Source organism: Salipaludibacillus sp. HK11, assembly GCF_047795645.1.
Classification (GTDB): Bacteria; Bacillota; Bacilli; order Bacillales; family Salisediminibacteriaceae; genus Salipaludibacillus.
Genome location: NZ_CP181045.1, coordinates 1,405,164 through 1,423,828 on the forward strand (window position 1 = coordinate 1,405,164; position 18,665 = coordinate 1,423,828).

The window sequence follows — 18,665 nt, forward strand, 5'->3', positions numbered from 1 at the left end:
GAATTTATGTTAAAATAAGAATAGAGATATAGGAGTTTGTGAACATGAGGGACCTATGGTCAATTCTTCTAATTACATGAAATAAATTGAAAATATTACTATGTATGATAACACAATCTATTAACTAGGGGGAAAACATGAAGAGAATTTGGGTTATTGTTATTGGATTATTTTTTCTATCTGCTTGTTCGACTGATGAGACACGTGGTACAACTTATTTTTTTGAAGAAGAAGAGGATGAAGAAAATGAATGGTTGCTACCAAATTCTTATCAAGTAACTTTGGATGAGACATTTGAAATGATTTCAAAATATCAAAGAGGAAGAACTCCAGAGCAAATGTACTTTTGGCACGAACCTTCGGCTAAAGATTATTCATTTGAACTTGATACAGTGACAGAAGATGTAGAAGAACATGTACCAACCATAGAAATTAAACCAATCAATAAATTTGTTTACACTTTAACACATGCGGGTGAAGCCAGTTATTTTACAGAAGATTTTACAGATGAGGAAGTCGAAGAGATTATGGCAGGTATTGAAAAGACGATTGAAGAAGATTCAGAGGAACAAGTCGAAGAAATAAAAGAAAGATTCGTGGAGATTGAAGGGTCGGATGCGATAGTCTATACTACGGAAGACTATGATTTAGAGCCTTTTAAATACATGGTTCAAAGCGAAACAGAGCAAGGTGTCATACGTTACAAATTCATCGGGGAAGTCGAAGATGATTATCTAAGAGCTACACTAACAATTCCGAGAGATAAGAATGATGAGTTGTTTGAGAACATGCTCGCTTCACTTCAAACAATAACATATAACAAAAATGATTTTGTGGATAATCCTGTGGTAGACAACCCAACAAGCTTAGCTTATGAACACTCAGAAAATCTAAAAGGGGGTTATCCAAGAGTAGGATATTCTTTTGACATACCTGAAACAGCTACATTCAGACATTCTTTTCCAGTCTTCCATACGTATCGTTATACGTTTGCAACAATCTACGAGAAAACCATAGAAAAAGAGCACTTTTCATTAAATAGCTCAGATTTAGTCATAAGAGTAGAAAAAAAAGAGCATGCGCCAAATCGAGAAGAGGAAATACGACATAGGGCTTTGGGTGAATTTAGAGCATTTCAGCATGATCAAGCTCGAATAATAAATTACCTTCACGAAGATGAAGAGTTTGATACAGGGGTGTTCACAACAGCTGTACGCGTCGAATTTGACGGATACGAAGAATACTGGTTTTTAAAGGAAAGTGACGGACATGTATATGAAGTCTCTTTTGATATAGCCTTTGAAGCTCCTGAGTATGATGAATTTCTTGACAGTTATTTAAATGTTATACGGACATTTGAGCTGAAAGGTTTAGAAGATTGAGCAATCGAACAGACATGAACAATTAAACCAAAAATACTACATGGAACCTATGTAGATTAAGCAAAAAGTGAAAAAAGTGCTAGAATAGAAAATAGATCAAGGTAATTAAAAAGACCACCGTTTCATTGTAAAATAGAAGGACCTACCACAGAACTTCTAAATACAAGACTCACTAAAGGATACAAAACGATGGCATATACATTATTGAACCATATTCAAGGGAAAAACGGGCAACCGGAGGGACGGTTCTTCTGGTTAACTAGGAGAACCGTCCCTCCGGTCATGTGAATCTCTATTTGTTATTCTTGAAGCCAATTTCGCCTGATATTTTTGTATATTGTCATTAAGTAATTCAGAAGCCTCTTCACGATCTTCTATAATTTATTTTCAGTTCCAAATGCTTCTTCAAACTTACTTCTTACAATTCGCATTGGAATTTCTAATTCTAACCATACACTTCTTGTTCCAAATACAAACATAGTATCCCTAGTCCTTCCATTCATCAAAATAAACTGATACATTCAGCGGCATGAAAATTTCATTTTCTTGCAGATTATTAATCGTGGTCATGTATTCCTTCCTTAGCTGTCTGATATCTTTCATTTCTCTTGATTTTGTATCAAGGTCTTTGCTCAACCAATACAAAGGTTTAAATGGACTTTTCAATGCAACATCTAGCTTTATTAGTAGTAATTTTTTGGATGGTTTTTTATTATTATTCGGTAATTCCTCAACCTCAATATCGAAAAATGATTATTTTCACAAAATATGTTGCGTCACCTCTCATTATCTCTTTATATCTATCAATTTCTTTTATTTTGAAATTTGACAAACAAGAAAAGACTACCAAATAAATCTATATATAGTATTTATGCATTTATAATGTGTACTACATATTGATTGATAGATATAGTACTGATATAATAAGGAATTAGAAAGGAGGTATTTACCAATCAATAAATTAAAAGGAGAGGAGGTAATTATATATGGCTAAGCGTATTAGTAAAGCGAGTATTAATAGTAAAATTCGAAGTGCAAGCAATCAGGCAAAAAGAGATGTTAGGAGATTAGAACGTGATGTAAATAGAGAGATAGGGAAATTTGAAAGAGAAATAAAAAAGAGTTTTTAATGTGCTGCAACACAATAAAAACTCCTAGAAAATTGATTAACTCTATATTAACTTTTATGCAAGGATAAAGAAAGAGGGAACGTTAGTTTCTATAAAAAAATAGTGGGAAACGAGAGGAGAATTTTAGTGATAAAAATAGATGATTCAGGCCTAAAAGAATTTCAAAATAAGTTAAAGGAATATGGGACCAATAGCCTTACTTTAGTTGAATTGTTTCATGCTGATTTTATGAAAAATAATACTAGATTTAAAGCAATTGATGATATGTTCGCAAGTTCTCCTTTTGAAATTGAAACCGAAGATGACTTTGATGCAATAGAGGATGGTGAGTTGGATCGATTTATCAAATCAGTTACAAAGTTTAATTCGTGGGAAGAGATGACACAAGTAGCTGCAACCGAGTGGATGAGTAAAAAATTGTTTAGTTAATTTATATTTTACAGGGCAGTACCTAATGTGGTGCTGCTTTTTTGTGTACGTGGTTATCAGATATTTTAAATTCCCCAGTGTTGCTATCTTGAAAATAGAATTTTTAACTGGAACTGGTGGAGTTTATATGGCAATGAACAATAAATTTATCGAAGTAGATAATAAACAATGTGTGGATATAAGTTTATCCCTCAATCATTATAAAACCAAGGTGTCTTTCTTTAACAATCACATCACATAATACGATCACTAACACTTTTCGAAACCTCGGTTATTCTGGAAAGTTCATGGATAACTGCCTGCTTCAGCTTGTTTAAGAGGAGTTAAATTAGCATTTATGTTCTGTCTCACAGCGACAATGTTCCTTTGTCCCCCACTCGTTCAAGGTTGCCTCCTTTCTACCTGCGTTTTTCCCGGAACGACCTGCCCTTCTACTTTGGCTTTATAGGCTGCGATATGGGGGTTGAGGGTAGGCCCGTATTTAGTTAAAATAGCATCGATGTTGCGGGCGTCGCGGTCCATCGTCGCGGCTTTCTGCTCGTAGACGAGCCATTCGATGAAATAAATTAGGCTTTGAAAGTCTTCGATGACGGCTTCTTAATAGACGTCTTTGATCGTTCGGATCGCCAATGTGTTTTCCTCCAATGCTGTCATTTCGTCTCGATTCACAAACAGGTTATATTCTTTCTGATAGGTTAGGTCAACGGTGCCGACAGGGCCTTCGCGTTGTTTGGCGATGATGATTTCGATCGTGTTGTCTGAGACATCGTTTCGGTTGTAATAGTCGTCACGGTAAAGAAATGCGACGACATCGGCGTCTTGTTCTAGACTGCCTGATTCGCGTAAGTCTGAGAGATTCGGACGTTTATCGGAACGTGATTCGACTCCTCGTGATAACTGGGATAGGGCAATGACAGGGACGCCTAGTTCACGAGCCATCGCTTTCAACGAGCGCGAAATCTCGCTTACTTCTTCTTGACGGTTCTGCTTGTTCGCCGCTGACTTTAGTAGCTGCAGGTAGTCAATAATTATGAAGTGCTGCATGTCCGGGTACTGTCGCATCAGCTTCATTGTTGTCGCATAAATGTCTGGGATCATCACGAATGAGCGGTCACAAATGTACAAGTTTTCCTTCGTTAACTGACTGATGGCCTCGGAGTAAGCGTTCCAATCAGCGGCGTCGAACCGTTTCTGTGGATCACGCAGCTTCTGGGAGTCGATCCGGCTTTTGGCCGAAATCATTCGATTGAGAAACTGCTCTTTGTTCATTTCTAGCGAATACAAATGTCCGAAGGCGTTCTCTTTCATATGACCCATCGCCACGTTTAAGGCGAACGCGGTTTTGCCAACCGACGGTCTAGCGGCGACGATGATGAACTGTCCTTCGCTGTGGCCATTCGTCAATCGGTCATATGTCGTAAATGACGTTGGCAGGCCGCGTTTGACTGTTCCATTCAAGGCTTGTTCATAAATGTTGGTGAGGACGTCTTTTAATTTGAAATCGTCATCCCGAGCTCCGACAGCTTCAATGTTTTTGACTCCTGTGAGAAATCGATTCACTGTCGCCTCGTCTGTGACGTCGTCGATGTGATTTAGAAAGTCATGAGCTGCTTGACGTAGCCTTGTTTTTTGCCATGTGCGGATAATGATTTGCTCATAGTTTTTATAAGCGTAAACAGACGGAACGGCTCGCATCATCTCGCCGATGTTCACGCGGTGCATGAAGGTTGAGCCAAGACGTTCGAATAGCGTCGCACGATTGATGTCCTCGTCATGATGACTAAGGGTGATCATCGCTTGGAGCAACTTTTCGTAGCTGGTGGAAAGTTGCTTTGGCTTGACGACGATCTCGCGAACAAGGGAAGGCTCAAGCAAGAGACATCCGAGAAACATTTTTTCTACTTCAAGATTGTATTGGTCCGCCACTGGCGTTCACCTCCCACTTGTCAATGATGCGAAGTACTTGCTTGTTCCGCTCTTGTCGAGGTGTTTCGTATAGATCGTACACGAGAGGTGGAAATTTACTTGTTGCGACGTAACGATCAAGACGCTCGATCACCTCTTCGTATGACTGTGTTTGCATAAGGCGATGCCATGCGATGGCGGTCTCTGGTTGCAACGTGATTTCCCCTGGAAATAAGCGATCGATTTCTTGCAATAACCGGGCGGTCTCTTTCAAGGTCATTGGTCATTCCAACTCCTTTACAAATTGTTCAAACGCCGATTCTTGTGAGGGTCCGCCTTCATTTAAATATGCTTCAAACTTCGTTCCAAACAGCGTTTCTGGGCGTAAATACTTATTCATGTCAGGATTGTTGATCCACTGCATTGTTTTCGTATCGATGACCTTTTTAAAATCAGGGAAATGATGGTTCTCTTTCCATCTCGCTCTGATCAATTCTTGTGTTTTTCGCACCGTAGCTTTGAAGTTTTTGTCTGTCCGCTCATTCAAATAGGTAATAATCTCACTGTAAGGGATGTCGGTAGTCTCTGAAGGACTTTCTTCGGGTATTTCTACTAGTGGTTCCTTTGTAGGTGCGATTTCTTCAGCTTCCTCCGTGACTAACTCGACTGAAAACGGAAGTTTTTCGGAGGATGTCGCTAGGAGCTCACGGTCGTCTCCAGCTACAGCTACTGGTTCAGGAGTAGAAGGGATCGGCATTTTATAACCTTCTAAATACAAGCCAATGTGGTTGAGGTCTTTCTGGATCTTAATCAGGTTGACTCTGAATTGCTTTGTTCGATCCCACTTCATTTTTTGGTTCGAGCGTTCATCTAGCCAACCTGCTTCGATAAGTTTGGCTAGATAACGACGAATCGATGACGGGGCCATGTTCGTCAACGTATCTTCGGCGAGTTCGCTCGCGGTTTTATAAAACCATCCATGAGTCAGCTCCATTTCAGATTGCTCATTTCGTTTTTTCTCTTCGGCAATAAATCGGTCAAAGTCTCTGACACACTGGGACCAGTAAATCATTTGGTTGAGCACAATTGCCAATTTATAATCTCCGGTTAACTCCAATAACTCTTCTTTAATCACAGATCGTTTAAATCCTCTCATGTAAATCACCCTCCGCTTTTTATTATCGACTTTCACTAACTAAATACAGACGACAATCAAAAAAGGAGGAGGAAAAGTTGGAAGCGCAGGGACGGTTCTCCTGCTTCCTAAAACTACATTTTTCAGATGGATGAAATATAAAATAAGTTTTTGGGAGAGGATTTAAAGAGGATGGCAACTCGTTGTTAGGAGCAGGAGATCTCTGTATGTATTTTCTGAAGTAATCTCTGTAAGTAATCTCTGGTATTGCAGCTTTATCGTGGGTTTTTGAGAGTTAGCATGTGGAAAGTCGAAAAGAATGATGGAAGGTTTCGAAACGTCAATATGGCGCAGGAGGCGATGTTTTCGAAAAAGTAGAAAACTCATATTCATGTTTCGTCAGTACAGGGGGAGAAAGAGGGACATAAAATCTAAAGAACTTTCCTTATTTTGACGTTTCCATCACTTATTACGATCACTAAAATTTTTCGAAACCCCGATTATTCTGGAACGTTGGTGGATGACTGCCTGCTTCAGCTTTTTTAAGAGTAGTTAAAGCAACATTTCTCTTCTTCTGTCTCTAATTACAGATAAACAAACAGGGACAAGGTACCTGTGTCCCCTAATTATAAATGACATAAGGTGCCGATAGAGTGTAATCTAATGGCACCTTTTGCACGTGTTAAGGTTTAATCGAAAACTTTAAACGGATAAATTAAACTGCTTTAGGTCAATAACCAAGCCAACTTCTTTCATAAAATCATAACCAATGATACCATCAATTTCTAAACCATATTCCATGGACCCAAGTTCTATAAGAAAATTGGAAATCCTTATACCATCTGCGATAGCAATTTCACCAATTTTTTTCGTGTATATAAACTCTAGTCCTCCGACTCCTTGAATTGTTTGAGTTACATCATTAGCTTCTGGTTTTACCCCTATTTCTTCTAACCTATTGACATTAAAGATAGTTCCAGCAGAACCAGTATCAATTAAAACCTTTTCTAATTTCATCCTTTGTCCACGAAAAGTTACTGTTGCCTTTATAAATGGTAATCCCGACACTTCTTGTATCTTAATCATATTTTTCTAAGTCCTGCCCATTTTTTCTCACGTATATCGAGATCTTCTCTGGAAGTATGAAAAAAGTAAAGTTCACGATTAGGCTTTTGCTTGTGTAATTCAGTATGACGGTGAAATGCTTTCATAGAATCATCAAACGAGTCAATTACAGCAATGTCATCTACAATTCGAAAATTACTATCAGAGTGTGCTTCAATGGCTTCAAATACAACCCATTTATCAGGATAGGCTTTTCTAACGTCTTCCCATAACATTCCTACTCCCCCTTAATGCAACAGTAATATCTTAATCTTATTTTATCAGACATTGATCAAAAATACCCCAAAAAAGACATCGTGCATCCACTTAACAGGAATAAGCATGAAAGTAACAGGTTTGCTTTATTCTGAATATTAAATTCTATTATCTTTTCAAGAAATTCGTAATTAACTAGATCAATCCATTCAATTCAGAACAAGTGCATTTCTGTTCCGACTCTAATTACAGATAAACAAACAGGGACAAGGTACCTGTCCCGGTGTCCCCAAAAAAAGTGACCCCCAGTGCCGTATAACTTTACAGCACTGGGGATCACTAGGCACAGTAGCGAATAACTTATACCATATCAATCTTTTTTCTTCTACTGAAGAAAACGATTAGACCAACTGAAAGGAAAGCAAGCCCTAAGAAAAGGTAATTATAAAAGTTCGTTGCTGTTACTGGTAGTTTATCTTCTGATGATTCCTCCTCTTTTTCAACGTCTCCTGCGCCTTCATTTTCTTCTGTATCTTCATCTTTTTCTAAACTGTCATCCTCTCCTACAGATTCATCTTTTCCTATACTGTTATCCTCTCCTGTACCTTCATCTTCCACTATACTGTCATCTTCTCCCGTACCTTCATCTTCCACTATACTGTTATCTTCTCCTGTATCAGTGGTAGGATCCGATTCAAACAGAGCGAACGTACTGAAGCGGTCCACTTCGATGGCGAGGCCGTGGATGACGCCGTCCTCATCAAGTACACGGGTAGGGTCCACGATGCGTGTGTCGCCGTTACTGTGTTGAATATACACGCCCACTGAGTTGAGGTAGGTCGTTAAATCCGTCCCCGACCTGTCCGTATCAAATGGGAAGACGAGTTCCGTTTTCCTTGGCGCGTGATCTGCTTCTATGATTACGGGTGGTCCGAGGAGGGAAATGCGACTTGCTCTCCTCAACGTCTGGATATCTTGGGAATTGTGGATATCCCAAATGTCCGCTTCCACCTTTGCACGATCATCTTCTTCATTTACACGGGCAAAGCTGAAATTCAAGGCCTCACTGATTTCTCCTTCAGCCAGTGGAGGCAGATTAATCGTAGCGTCCGATGTCTCGATGATAAGCATGCGATTCTCTGCCTGTATGCGCTCAGCCAATTCCTGAGTGAAGGAGAGACGTAATTTATCGGCAGTTGCTCCATCATTATTCAGTCGCAAATGAATCGCTTCCCTTTCACTGGATTGTGACAAGGCGCTTTCCAGATGGGACAGCGCAAAGTTCAATTGTTCCACTGTCGTGCCATCCGGCATTATGTCAAACTCCATGTCGACGGTGATGCTATTTCCGTTTAAGGATACAGACCTGCCGTCGTTATCCTCCGGTTCAGTTGATGGTGGAGGCGTTGGTAGGGATGCACGATCCACGTTTAGCGTATACACTTTTTCGATGGTATCAAGTTCTGCAGTTACCTTGACTTCAATGACATTGCTGCCTGTTGTCAGGTTCACTTCGCTTTGGTTATCATCAGTCAGCACCTCTCCGTTGACGGTGACGGTTCCCTCTTCAGAAGAGGAAATGCCTTCAACAATCAGGGTGTTGACGGGATGTGAGACCTGAACGTGATAAGTTGTTTCTTCTGATGTAAAACTTGGATCAAGGGTGACAGCATTCCCATTGGCTAGAAGCTTTAGAGATCCCAAATCAGCGTTGTTGTCAAAGATGTTATCAACGGTAATGGTTGCAATTTGTCTGTTTCCAAGCAGGTCCTGGACGAAAACCGTATAGGTGCCGTTTTCCGAAACCGTAAACTCCCGTTCCTGTGAGATGTCGTGTCCTGTTGTTTCAAAATCCTCCATCTCTTTTTCCCCGTATGACCACTGAATCATATCTGTATCATTAACATCCGCTGAACCTGATACGCTTTCGGTTACCTTGATGGTAACCGGATCACCGGTCGGTTCGGATGAATCTGACTCAAGGGTGATGGTAGGTCTTTCGGTAATGATGTTGTCCACAGAAATCGACTCCACGACTTCATACCCGACTGTATCTCTAGCAAAGACGGTATACGTTCCGTTATCTTCTACATGGAAATCGTCCACAAATGGTTCACCTTCAGCTTCAAAATAGGTGGTACCGTGCTGTCCGGAAGCCCACTTCGTTACTTCAATGCTGTTTCCGACACCTTCACCTGATACCTCCGATGTAACAGCGATTTCGACCAGTTGATTGGTCACGGTATCCGGAGTAATCGACCAGGACAGCGTCGGAGAATCGGAGACGATGTTTTCAACTTCAAGAGTTGCCGTGGTGATGTTTCCAGCAACATCGCGCGCATAAAGGGTGTAGGACCCATTCTCAGTGAGTGTGAATGAATCTGTGAAAAGTGAACCTTCCGCTTCTATTTGGGCTGCATCAATATCTCCCACAGCCCACTTTAAGGCGTCAATGTCACTGTCGATACCGTCTGCTGTGACGTTAACTTCAACGTTTTCCTTTGTAGGACCATCAGAATTCAAAGTAAAATCAATGATTGGCAGTGTTCGATCGATGTTCTTTACCGTGATCGTTTCCACTGCTTCATTTCCTGCTTCATCTCCGGCATACACGGTATACGTACCGTTTTCACTGACGTCAAAACTGCCTGTGAATGCTTCTCCTTCATCGGTAAAGTAGGCTTTTTCTTCCTCCCCTGCTGCCCACTTTCTCTCCGCTATACCACTTCCCGTTCCGTCGATGTCGGCTGTGATCTCCACGTCCTCATTGGTCGGGTCTTCTGTATTTCGTGTTAAGTTGATCGTTGGATCCTTCTTATCGATGTTTGTTACTGTGATCGATTCTACAGCTTCATTTCCTGCTTCATCTCCGGCATACACGGTATACGTGCCGTTTTCACTGACATCAAAGCTGCCTGTGAACGCTTCTCCTTCATCGGTAAAGTAGGCTTTTTCTTCCTCCCCTGCTGTCCACTTTCTCTCCGCTATACCACTTCCCGTTCCGTCGATGTCAGCTGTGATCTCCACGTCCTCATTGGTCGGATCTTCTGTATTTGGTGTTAAGCTGATCGTTGGATCCGATTTATCAATGTTCGTTATTGTGATTGTTTCCACTGCTTCATTTCCTGCATCATCTCGGGCATACACGGTATACGTGCCGTTTTCACTGACGTTAAAGCTGTCTGTGAATGCTTCTCCTTCATCGGTAAAGTAGGCTTTTTCTTCCTCCCCTGCTGCCCACTTTCTCTCCGTGATGCCGCTTCCCGTTCCATCAATGTCGGCTATGATCTCCACATCTTCATTGGTCGGGTCCTCTGTATTCAGAGTTAGTGAAATGAGTGGAATGACAGTATTCAAAATAATATTATCACTATACACATCTGATAAATTTCCTTGATCATCTCTCAATTGCATATAAACCGTTTTAATTCCATCTCCACTTGCTAATGTCCATGGTTTCACAGAATCCGCAGCTTCCCAATCACTCCAGTCAGTTTCATCATTAGAAAAACTCATTTCAACTGGATCATCATAAGTCACACTTAATACCACGTCCAATTCGTTTGTATAGGACGCTCCACCATTAATTTCTACCATTCCAGTTGGAGGTGACTTTATTCGTGTGAACGTAATTGTATATGTTTTTATTGTTCCATCTTGGGCTGTCACTTCTACAGGAATTGCATTTGCTCCTATATTCAGAGGAATAGTACTTGACGCATCGCCACTTACTACTTCACCTCCAGCCACGGTTACTGCGGCCGTTCCATCTGCTACCGTTGGTGTCACAGTGATACTACTTACTTCATTCCCGACGCTAGATGTATAGCTTAATGTATTGGCATCAAAGGTCGGATCTAATATTCCTTCACTCATTTTTAGGTCACTTAGGTCTGCATTATTTGATAATCGAGTGACATTTATGGTGTATGTTTTTGTTTTTCCATCTTGTGCTGACACTTCTACTGGAATTGAATTCGCTCCTACACTCAGCGTAATTGCACTGGATGCATCGCCACTTACTACTCCGACTGCATCCACGGTTACTGCGGCCATTTCATCAGCAACCTCTGGGGTCACACTGATACTACTTACTTCATTCCCGACGCTAGACGTATAGCTTAATGTATTGGCATCAAAGGTGGGATCTAATGTTCCTACACTCATTGTTAAGTCGCTTAGATCTGCATTACTTGATTGAGCTCTTGTCACATTAATTGTATATGTTTTTGCCGTTCCGTCTTGGGCTGTCACTTCTACTGGAATCCAATTTGCTCCTATACTCAGAGGAATAGCACTTGAGACACCACCACTTACTACTCCATCTCCACCCACGGTTACTGCGGCCATTTCATCAGCAACCTCTGGGGTCACACTGATACTACTTACTTCATTCCCGACGCTAGACGTATAGCTTAATGTATTGGCATCAAAAGTGGGGTCTAATGTTCCTGCACTCATTGTTAAGTCGCTTAGATCTGCATTACTTGATTGCGGTGTATAGGTAACCCTCAGAAAAGTCTCCTTATCTATTCTGGGAGTATTTCTTGAATGTAAATAAACTAATGTATTTCCTGACATCGCAGTATCATTACCAGTTATTACAAATGTAGCCTTATCACTTCCCGCTTGATTATTCCTAAAATAATCAGTAACTTCAATACTATGTCTTCCTGTCCCAAATCCTTTGTTTTGATCTAATGTAAAGATTGGACCAGTTTCATCTTTATTTGTAGGAAATCCATGACCAATTTCAACTTCACTCCAATCATTATCCCCAGATCCCCAAAATTGTAGATACGATTCTGTTTCAGCTTCGAAAACATAAACAGATAATTCAGCTGATTGAATGTTTGAAGAGACCTCACTAGTATCAAATTTAATGGCAGTCTCAAGAATTCCATAGCCATCCTGATAGCCAGCATAGTGATATCCATTCTCTCCATCAGGATAGTATTGCGTATCAATTTTTACTGTGTCCATTTCTACAGGCAAATCTACTGTTACAGAATGACTATTAGCTCCACTTGGAATAGTGTCCATAGAAAATAAAAATGAAACAACAATAATAAATACAAAACCCCATAACCCCTTCTTTTTTACCATCCCCATACTATTCTCCTCCTTGTCGAATTACCACTATAAACTGACCGACCACCACTGCCAAATTAATTAAGAATACTGCCAAGCCCTATGTTGAAAACTCATTCTTTCTAGTAGATTCGTAAAGCTTGTATTAAAATTCTTCATCGTTCACCACCGACTACTTCATTGGAATCATGGCTCTATTCAGTCATTTAAACGTAGCAATTGCTTTCGTTCCATCATTTTCTCCAAATTGATCTCTTTCTGAATATCTATAATCTGGTTCATTTACGGAAACAAGCATAGTACCATAATGGAAATGACATAAAACAAAACATTCCCTACTTTTCTCATACCACTCATGTATTATAAAAAATTTACTAGGCTCGCTCCAAATTGTGCAAAGGCATAATATAATGAAAAAAATAAAGCCTTTTGTACCATTCGAACCAGCCGACTTTTCTCTATATTTACGGTCACTATAATGGAAACGGTCATCGCTTTATATAAAATAAATCATAATTTTATGTTATTAGTCATTATCTTTCAAAAAAACCGCTACTCAAAGGCCTCTCGACAACAATTAATTCCAAATAATTCTAACAATAGAAATATTCACAAGGGAATGGTGAGAACGATTTTATGTAAAACGTAAGAGTTTCATAAATTGCATATACGTTCCCTAACAAGTATGTAAAACCTAGTGCCAAGAGCAGATAGAGCTTAATCTCTATAATAAATTTCAATCCGAATGCCACTCCGCTAATTTTATATTGACAATTTAGTCAAGTATCAGCATTTTATAAGAAAACATCTTACTAGCAACAAACTGAAATAAATCGTACACTATAATTAACGAATATGCTGAAAGGATGAGGTCTTATGACATATCAGTCAGAATCAAAGTCAGACAGACTTTATAAACTGAACATTTTTTACCATACAACGGGTATTCCTTTGTCCTTTTTGACACGCGACGGAGACACCATTCACCGTCTGCCTGACCAAACATATTTGAGAGGTGCTTTCAAAAAGGGATCATCGATTGAGGCACAGAGTCTTAATGCTGTTCGCGACATCGCAGATTGGACATGTGTATCTTTTGAAGATATTTATTTACAGCATTTTATGGTAGTTAAATCAATTGATGGCATAGTGCTTGTCGGGCCGGTGCAGATAACTGACGTAACCTTTGAAAAAATGAATCATATCCTCACAACGCAGGAACACACCTTGGAAGAACACACGGCATTGCGCCAGCATTTTGCCGAATCTCCAAGATTGAACATGACTCAATTTAAATATATGAAATTGCTACTACAAAACCTTAATACTTTTACGTATGATGTCTCTGAGCTACCTGTATTAACGGAATCAGCATCTGTTTTTTCATCACCGAGAATATTAGGAGATGAAGAAACTTCGCCTCATCATCCGTTTACGATGGAACTAGAATTTCTTCAGGCACTGAAAAAAGGGGAAAGATCGGCGTTAGAACAGCTCATTCAATTCGACAAGTTTCCTATTCCAAATCTGGGTAACGGTGATCCGGTCCGATCCTATAAGAATGTGATCATTTCTGCCGTGGCTGTTTCGATCCGGGAAGTTACGGATGTCGTCCCTGATTTTATGCTGCTTCAGCGCTTTTCAGATCAGTGCATTAACAAAGTAGAACAAACATCTAATTTAACTGAACTGACGTCACTATTTCAATCGATTTTTATCGATTTACTCGACATAATTGAATCACAAAAAAAGGAATTTTATTCCACATCTGTTAAGCGGGCGATAACTTACATACGGGCACATATATCAGACCAGCTGACCCTTGAACAGATCGCATTACACACCGGTTTCAATCCCCGTTATTTCGCAGGCAGATTCAAATCCGAAACAGGTATGACGATACTTTCCTTTATCACATCGGAAAGAATGCAAATTGCAAAACAACTGCTTAAAAATACACGAGAGAAATTGACCGACATTGCGCATAATATCGGCTATAACGACCAGAGCCACTTCACCCAAGTATTCAAAAAATCAGCTGGTGTTACGCCAAAACAGTACAGAGAAGGTAAGGAACACATCTCTAAGGAGTAAATGGGACAGAGGGACAGGTCGAGACCAGTGATAAAGTAGTTACTTTCGAATAACACTCTTTTTTTGGGGTACAAATATGTCTCCCCACATACTAAACGTTGCTTAAAATCGAATCTGAGGACTCATTTTTCTCTATGTGTTTTTCGCTTTTAAAAAGTTGGACTTTATCAGCAGTCCCGGACAGGTCCCTTGTCCCTCAATCATTATAGAACCAAGCTGTCTTTCCTTTGACATTACCATCACTTAATAAGATCACTAACACCTTTCGAAACTCCAGTTATTCAGGAAAGTTGGTGTATGACTGCCTCCTCCAGCTTTTTCAAGAGTAGTTAATGCAGCATTCCCGGTACTTGTCTCTAATTACAGATAAACAAACATGGACAAGGTACCTATAAACTGTATCCCTTTTAGCGTAAACCTTTTTTCTCCATAAAAAATAACCTCCTACATTTTTTGTAGAAAGCTAAAGACGAGTTTTACCAGACAGGTCTAGACAATAGGTCTGCCGAGGTCACCCTCGAAAACAGCCTTGAAACCTATGCACCTTTTATATCGTTAATCATTTAAAAACTTGATATTGGCGGGACCGTGTGGGAATCGAACCCACCGAAGACTACACGAGCCTCCCTGAAGGTTTTGAAGACCTCGGCAAGCACCAGCTACACATCCGGCCCCTTAATTTCAGAACATCATCAATTATAATCGTGATATAACGTCTTCGCAACCTTTTTGTCCGAAGCACAGGATGAGCCAATTTAAAAAGACTTTCTTACTTTTACAATCATAAAAGACGGCTTTCGTTGTTCCCCACCCGCTCCAGGCATTTTTTCTAATCCTTCTGGAGTTGCTACTGGTTCGATCATCCGCTCCACAATTAATCTATTATCAATCAATGTATTGATAATCGTCGAAACCGTTCGATGATATTTCACGACGCCATCAATAAACCAATGTTGCTCCCTTCGTCCCTCTTCTTGATAATTGTCTAGCGCATAGTAGAGCTTATCACCATTTTCATCCTTCATCCAATTATCCATTTCTTTTCGAGCGGTACAGATAGGATGTTCGATCGAAAAAATGAAAATGCCATTCGGTTTTAGTAGCTCACTAATTTTTTTGACGAGGCTAGCATAATCTTGAATGTAATGAATCGCCAATGAACTAATAATGAAATCAAACGTATCGTCCGGTAACATCAGATCCTCCATTGGCATGCACTTGTACTCTATTTTCTTATCGTTGTTGTTTCTCTTAGCTTCTGCAATCATTTTCTTAGAAATATCTGCACCTGTCACAAACGATGCTCCAGCTTCTGCACATTGCTTGGAAAATGCACCAGACCCACACCCCAACTCCAACACGAATTTCCCATCCATATCCTCGATAAGTAATTGTATTGCAGGCTGTTCTACGAAATCATTATAAGTTATCCCACTATCCCTTAAAGACTTATATCCTTTGAAAAATACTGGATTATCATAAATATTTTGTTTCATAGTTGCCCCCTCGTTTTAGCAAACCATTCCTTATTGCTTTGTCGCCTTCTCTAAAAAATCGAGGATCTTGACCCATGAATCATTTGCAGCTTTCGTATTAGCTACTTTCGATCCACCAAATGTCATCGTCATCTTTGCTCCGGCAATTTCCATATTCACATTGGCTGGAAGGCCTGGGAGACCATAAGGAAAAGCTAAGAAATGTCCTGCCTCTTTATAATATAAATAAACGTTTTGATCAGACTGATTCGTTTCAGAAAGTTTCTTTTCTACCATTTCAGCGTAATAAGCCGACGGCCAGATTTGATCATCGTTCCCAGCTATCGTCATTACTGGAACGGAGATTTTTTCAACAGGAATGCGCGATTCTCTAATCTTATGTAGATCTAGTAAGGTATTCTCCCAAATAGATAGATACGAAATAGGACGTCTTAGCACCCAATTTTTAAGCATCGAAGCAACCATCGAAAGACGATAAGAAAATGGCATATATGTCAGCGGTTCGTTATGTAATAGCCACGAAGGAACAGGAGCGAAAATACCATTTTTCATACCTGCTGTCACATATGCACTAGGAGCACCTGCGATCACAGCCTGATAGTCATCATAAGTTGACGCTAGAAGAAGCGCTAACTCTCCACCTCTTGAGAAACCAATCACAGAAACATGTCCATTAACAGCTGTGTGGCCTTTTAACCATTCTGTCGCTTTTTTAAAATACTCTAGCTGAATATTTTCTAAATCTTTCGGAACTCCTTCCACTCCAAAATAAGCCAAGGCCATTACCGAGTAACTTTTAGAAGCCAATAATGCCGCAGCATGTTCCTGCACTCCACCATCTGAACCCCCTAGTAGAAGCACCCCTGGGTAAACGCCTTCATCAACCGGATGATACAAGACGCCAGTCACATCCAGTTCGGGTTCTTTTATGACAACTCTACGAACATCTTCTTTATAAAAATGACGATGTAAACTTACTGTATCAGCAGTCGATCCTTCAACTTCTAAATTCAAATCTATTAACACAGGTCCCGCTTCGGTTTTAACAAAGAAATCTCCATGCTTTGACTTTAACTTCTCCATCGACCAAAATAATCCAGAAGCATCGACCTCTTCGTAAGAACCTTCGATCGGCTTAGCGCAAGATAAATCAACAGAACCGTCATTTCCTACCTCAAAGACAGCATAGGAGCTAAAATGCTTCCCTTCATCATCAATGACCTTTGCACGTATCTTAACCTTCTCATTTGGCGGACAATCGATCACACGAATCGTTATTTCATCATCAACATAACCGTCTATCGGATTCACTAAAAGTGCAGGTTTTTTCACTGTCATGTATTAAACACTCCTGAACGTATCATTTCCTTTTGCAAAAGATATTAAATTCCAACTCGAATATAAATATCCCATTTCAAGTAGTTGGTGTAATTTTACCTGCTTTAGTATTTTTCAGGATAAATTAATTCGTTATCTACGAATATTCTGCAATTTATTCTTACGTTCCCTCCCATAGTAACTTTTATGTGCATACTTTTTCCATTATCAGGATTTATTACACCTGTTAACGTACCTCTAAAGGATAGTCCCAGATTCTCATCTTGCAACCTCCCATTTACATACAGTTTTTCTCCACTAAACCATCTGTTCTCTACCAAAATATGATGTCCCTTATATGTCACTTCAAAAACTTTTTTCACATTACCACTCCTAAAGTATTCATCATTAAATTTCTTATAAAATCAATAACTATTATGCTAGCATATCTCTAAATCCAAGTGAGCATATACACCTGAAAATAAAGTGCAAAAAAACTCTGCAATGCTAGACTTATTTGATAAACTTTAAAACACCTATGTCACAGATTCATCCTTTCTTTAGTTTATCATTGATTTCCTTATATTTCTTTATGAACACAATAAACCGGACAATTTTCGTCCGGTTTGTCAGTGAAGATGCTCCATATATGTTTGTTTTTTCTATTTTCACTAACTAATTTTCATGATTTTTTCTAAACCTCTCACGACCACCCTAATTATAATAAATTTAATGTTTATACTGAAAAAGCTATGAAGCCATGTCCAACGATTGCTAAACTTTATAAAATTTGTTTTTCTTTCAAAAAATATTTCAAGTATGGTATGAGGCACTGTTATGTATAGCATTTTTTTTAGGGCAATGGACCATTTATTTTGATAAGATATTTGATTAAATACTACCGATAAAAGAGGACACAAAATAAAATCAAAAAGAACACTTATCCTAAAATGGCGCGAAAATAATCTTGTTGGATATTTAAGATATCCCTTGCCAACAATAGCCTTATCCGTGATAGCGGTTACAAAAGCAGTCAATAAAAATATCATTATCCATTCCTTAAATGGTTTTTTTCTAAATATAACAATAGGTGTAACCACTAATCCAGTTGCAAACAGTCCTTTTAATACTCTAATGACAAACAACTCCCCTCATAATGAAAAGTGTGCGCTAGATTTTACTTTCTGATACCGACATGTTCTTCCTAGTATTAGAATCCCCCACAGAATACTATCAACTTTTACTCATCACTGCTCCTATATCATTCACCCTTATCTTACCCATGGCATTGATTGTTTATCAGAAATTTCTCGTGAAAAACATATGTAAAAAAAACGTATGAAAGACGACATACATACGTTTTTAT

At 39.4% G+C, this 18,665-nt stretch carries 15 protein-coding genes and 1 tRNA gene; 4 read left to right on the forward strand and 12 right to left on the reverse strand.

Translation table 11 applies throughout. The features are described 5' to 3' along the window. The first annotated feature begins 137 nt into the window (after positions 1 to 137). On the forward strand, positions 138 to 1,382 hold the full coding sequence (locus ACM26V_RS06955; protein WP_416150699.1) for a hypothetical protein: 1,245 nt from the start codon (positions 138 to 140) through the stop codon (positions 1,380 to 1,382). Between the two features lie 486 nt (positions 1,383 to 1,868). On the opposite strand, the gene ACM26V_RS06960 is transcribed toward ACM26V_RS06955, so the two are convergent. Then, positions 1,869 to 2,048 (reverse strand): hypothetical protein, encoded by a 180-nt coding sequence (locus ACM26V_RS06960; protein ID WP_416150700.1) that lies wholly within the window; start codon positions 2,046 to 2,048, stop codon positions 1,869 to 1,871. A gap of 320 nt (positions 2,049 to 2,368) precedes the next feature. On the opposite strand from ACM26V_RS06960, the gene ACM26V_RS06965 reads away from it, so the two are divergent. Beyond that, positions 2,369 to 2,512 (forward strand): hypothetical protein, encoded by a 144-nt coding sequence (locus ACM26V_RS06965; protein WP_416150701.1) that lies wholly within the window; start codon positions 2,369 to 2,371, stop codon positions 2,510 to 2,512. 126 nt (positions 2,513 to 2,638) lie between these two features. After that, the gene (locus tag ACM26V_RS06970; RefSeq protein ID WP_416150702.1) at positions 2,639 to 2,941 is read left to right on the forward strand and encodes a hypothetical protein; all 303 of its coding nucleotides are present in this window, start codon (positions 2,639 to 2,641) and stop codon (positions 2,939 to 2,941) included. Positions 2,942 to 3,538: 597 nt separating this feature from the next. On the opposite strand, the gene ACM26V_RS06975 is transcribed toward ACM26V_RS06970, so the two are convergent. The 6 genes from ACM26V_RS06975 to ACM26V_RS07000 form a co-directional block, all read right to left on the reverse strand. Further along, positions 3,539 to 4,867, reverse strand: coding sequence for a replicative DNA helicase (locus ACM26V_RS06975; RefSeq protein WP_416150703.1), 1,329 nt, complete (start codon positions 4,865 to 4,867; stop codon positions 3,539 to 3,541). Further along, complete coding sequence (locus ACM26V_RS06980; protein ID WP_416150704.1) at positions 4,845 to 5,060, reverse strand: hypothetical protein; 216 nt, start codon at positions 5,058 to 5,060, stop codon at positions 4,845 to 4,847. The genes ACM26V_RS06975 and ACM26V_RS06980 overlap by 23 nt, the downstream gene beginning before the upstream one ends. Before the next feature lie 69 nt (positions 5,061 to 5,129). After that, complete coding sequence (locus ACM26V_RS06985; RefSeq protein ID WP_416150705.1) at positions 5,130 to 6,002, reverse strand: conserved phage C-terminal domain-containing protein; 873 nt, start codon at positions 6,000 to 6,002, stop codon at positions 5,130 to 5,132. A gap of 681 nt (positions 6,003 to 6,683) precedes the next feature. Continuing rightward, positions 6,684 to 7,067, reverse strand: coding sequence for a retropepsin-like aspartic protease (locus ACM26V_RS06990; RefSeq protein ID WP_416150706.1), 384 nt, complete (start codon positions 7,065 to 7,067; stop codon positions 6,684 to 6,686). Next, complete coding sequence (locus ACM26V_RS06995) at positions 7,064 to 7,321, reverse strand: hypothetical protein (RefSeq protein WP_416150707.1); 258 nt, start codon at positions 7,319 to 7,321, stop codon at positions 7,064 to 7,066. Before ACM26V_RS06995 ends, ACM26V_RS06990 begins: the two co-directional genes overlap by 4 nt. A gap of 340 nt (positions 7,322 to 7,661) precedes the next feature. Next, positions 7,662 to 12,413, reverse strand: coding sequence for a cadherin-like beta sandwich domain-containing protein (locus ACM26V_RS07000; protein WP_416150708.1), 4,752 nt, complete (start codon positions 12,411 to 12,413; stop codon positions 7,662 to 7,664). An 855-nt stretch (positions 12,414 to 13,268) separates the two neighbouring features. Between ACM26V_RS07000 and ACM26V_RS07005 the strand changes: the two genes are divergently transcribed. Further along, positions 13,269 to 14,486, forward strand: a complete 1,218-nt coding sequence (locus ACM26V_RS07005; protein WP_416150709.1) for a helix-turn-helix transcriptional regulator — start codon at positions 13,269 to 13,271, stop codon at positions 14,484 to 14,486. Between the two features lie 578 nt (positions 14,487 to 15,064). On the opposite strand, the gene ACM26V_RS07010 is transcribed toward ACM26V_RS07005, so the two are convergent. From ACM26V_RS07010 to ACM26V_RS07030, 5 genes are all read right to left on the reverse strand, one after another. After that, positions 15,065 to 15,161 (reverse strand) — tRNA-Sec (locus ACM26V_RS07010). A gap of 80 nt (positions 15,162 to 15,241) precedes the next feature. Further along, a complete protein-coding gene (locus ACM26V_RS07015) occupies positions 15,242 to 15,982 on the reverse strand; it encodes a class I SAM-dependent methyltransferase (protein ID WP_416150710.1) in 741 nt (246 codons plus the stop codon). A gap of 30 nt (positions 15,983 to 16,012) precedes the next feature. After that, the gene (locus ACM26V_RS07020; RefSeq protein ID WP_416150711.1) at positions 16,013 to 17,320 is read right to left on the reverse strand and encodes an acyl-CoA thioesterase/bile acid-CoA:amino acid N-acyltransferase family protein; all 1,308 of its coding nucleotides are present in this window, start codon (positions 17,318 to 17,320) and stop codon (positions 16,013 to 16,015) included. A 104-nt stretch (positions 17,321 to 17,424) separates the two neighbouring features. After that, on the reverse strand, positions 17,425 to 17,682 hold the full coding sequence (locus tag ACM26V_RS07025; protein WP_416150712.1) for a hypothetical protein: 258 nt from the start codon (positions 17,680 to 17,682) through the stop codon (positions 17,425 to 17,427). Positions 17,683 to 17,970: 288 nt separating this feature from the next. Further along, on the reverse strand, positions 17,971 to 18,444 hold the full coding sequence (locus ACM26V_RS07030; RefSeq protein ID WP_416150713.1) for a CBO0543 family protein: 474 nt from the start codon (positions 18,442 to 18,444) through the stop codon (positions 17,971 to 17,973). Positions 18,445 to 18,665 lie beyond the last annotated feature (221 nt).

What these genes read in the sequence shown, in the direction of transcription:
- ACM26V_RS06955 (WP_416150699.1), top strand. Translation starts at nt 138, where the DNA reads ATGAAGAGAATTTGGGTTATTGTTATTGGATTATTTTTTCTATCTGCT.
- ACM26V_RS06965 (WP_416150701.1), top strand. Translation starts at nt 2,369, where the DNA reads ATGGCTAAGCGTATTAGTAAAGCGAGTATTAATAGTAAAATTCGAAGT.
- ACM26V_RS06985 (WP_416150705.1), bottom strand. Translation starts at nt 6,002, where the DNA reads ATGAGAGGATTTAAACGATCTGTGATTAAAGAAGAGTTATTGGAGTTA.
- ACM26V_RS06990 (WP_416150706.1), bottom strand. Translation starts at nt 7,067, where the DNA reads ATGATTAAGATACAAGAAGTGTCGGGATTACCATTTATAAAGGCAACA.
- ACM26V_RS06995 (WP_416150707.1), bottom strand. Translation starts at nt 7,321, where the DNA reads ATGTTATGGGAAGACGTTAGAAAAGCCTATCCTGATAAATGGGTTGTA.
- ACM26V_RS07000 (WP_416150708.1), bottom strand. Translation starts at nt 12,413, where the DNA reads ATGGGGATGGTAAAAAAGAAGGGGTTATGGGGTTTTGTATTTATTATT.
- ACM26V_RS07005 (WP_416150709.1), top strand. Translation starts at nt 13,269, where the DNA reads ATGACATATCAGTCAGAATCAAAGTCAGACAGACTTTATAAACTGAAC.
- ACM26V_RS07015 (WP_416150710.1), bottom strand. Translation starts at nt 15,982, where the DNA reads ATGAAACAAAATATTTATGATAATCCAGTATTTTTCAAAGGATATAAG.
- ACM26V_RS07020 (WP_416150711.1), bottom strand. Translation starts at nt 17,320, where the DNA reads ATGACAGTGAAAAAACCTGCACTTTTAGTGAATCCGATAGACGGTTAT.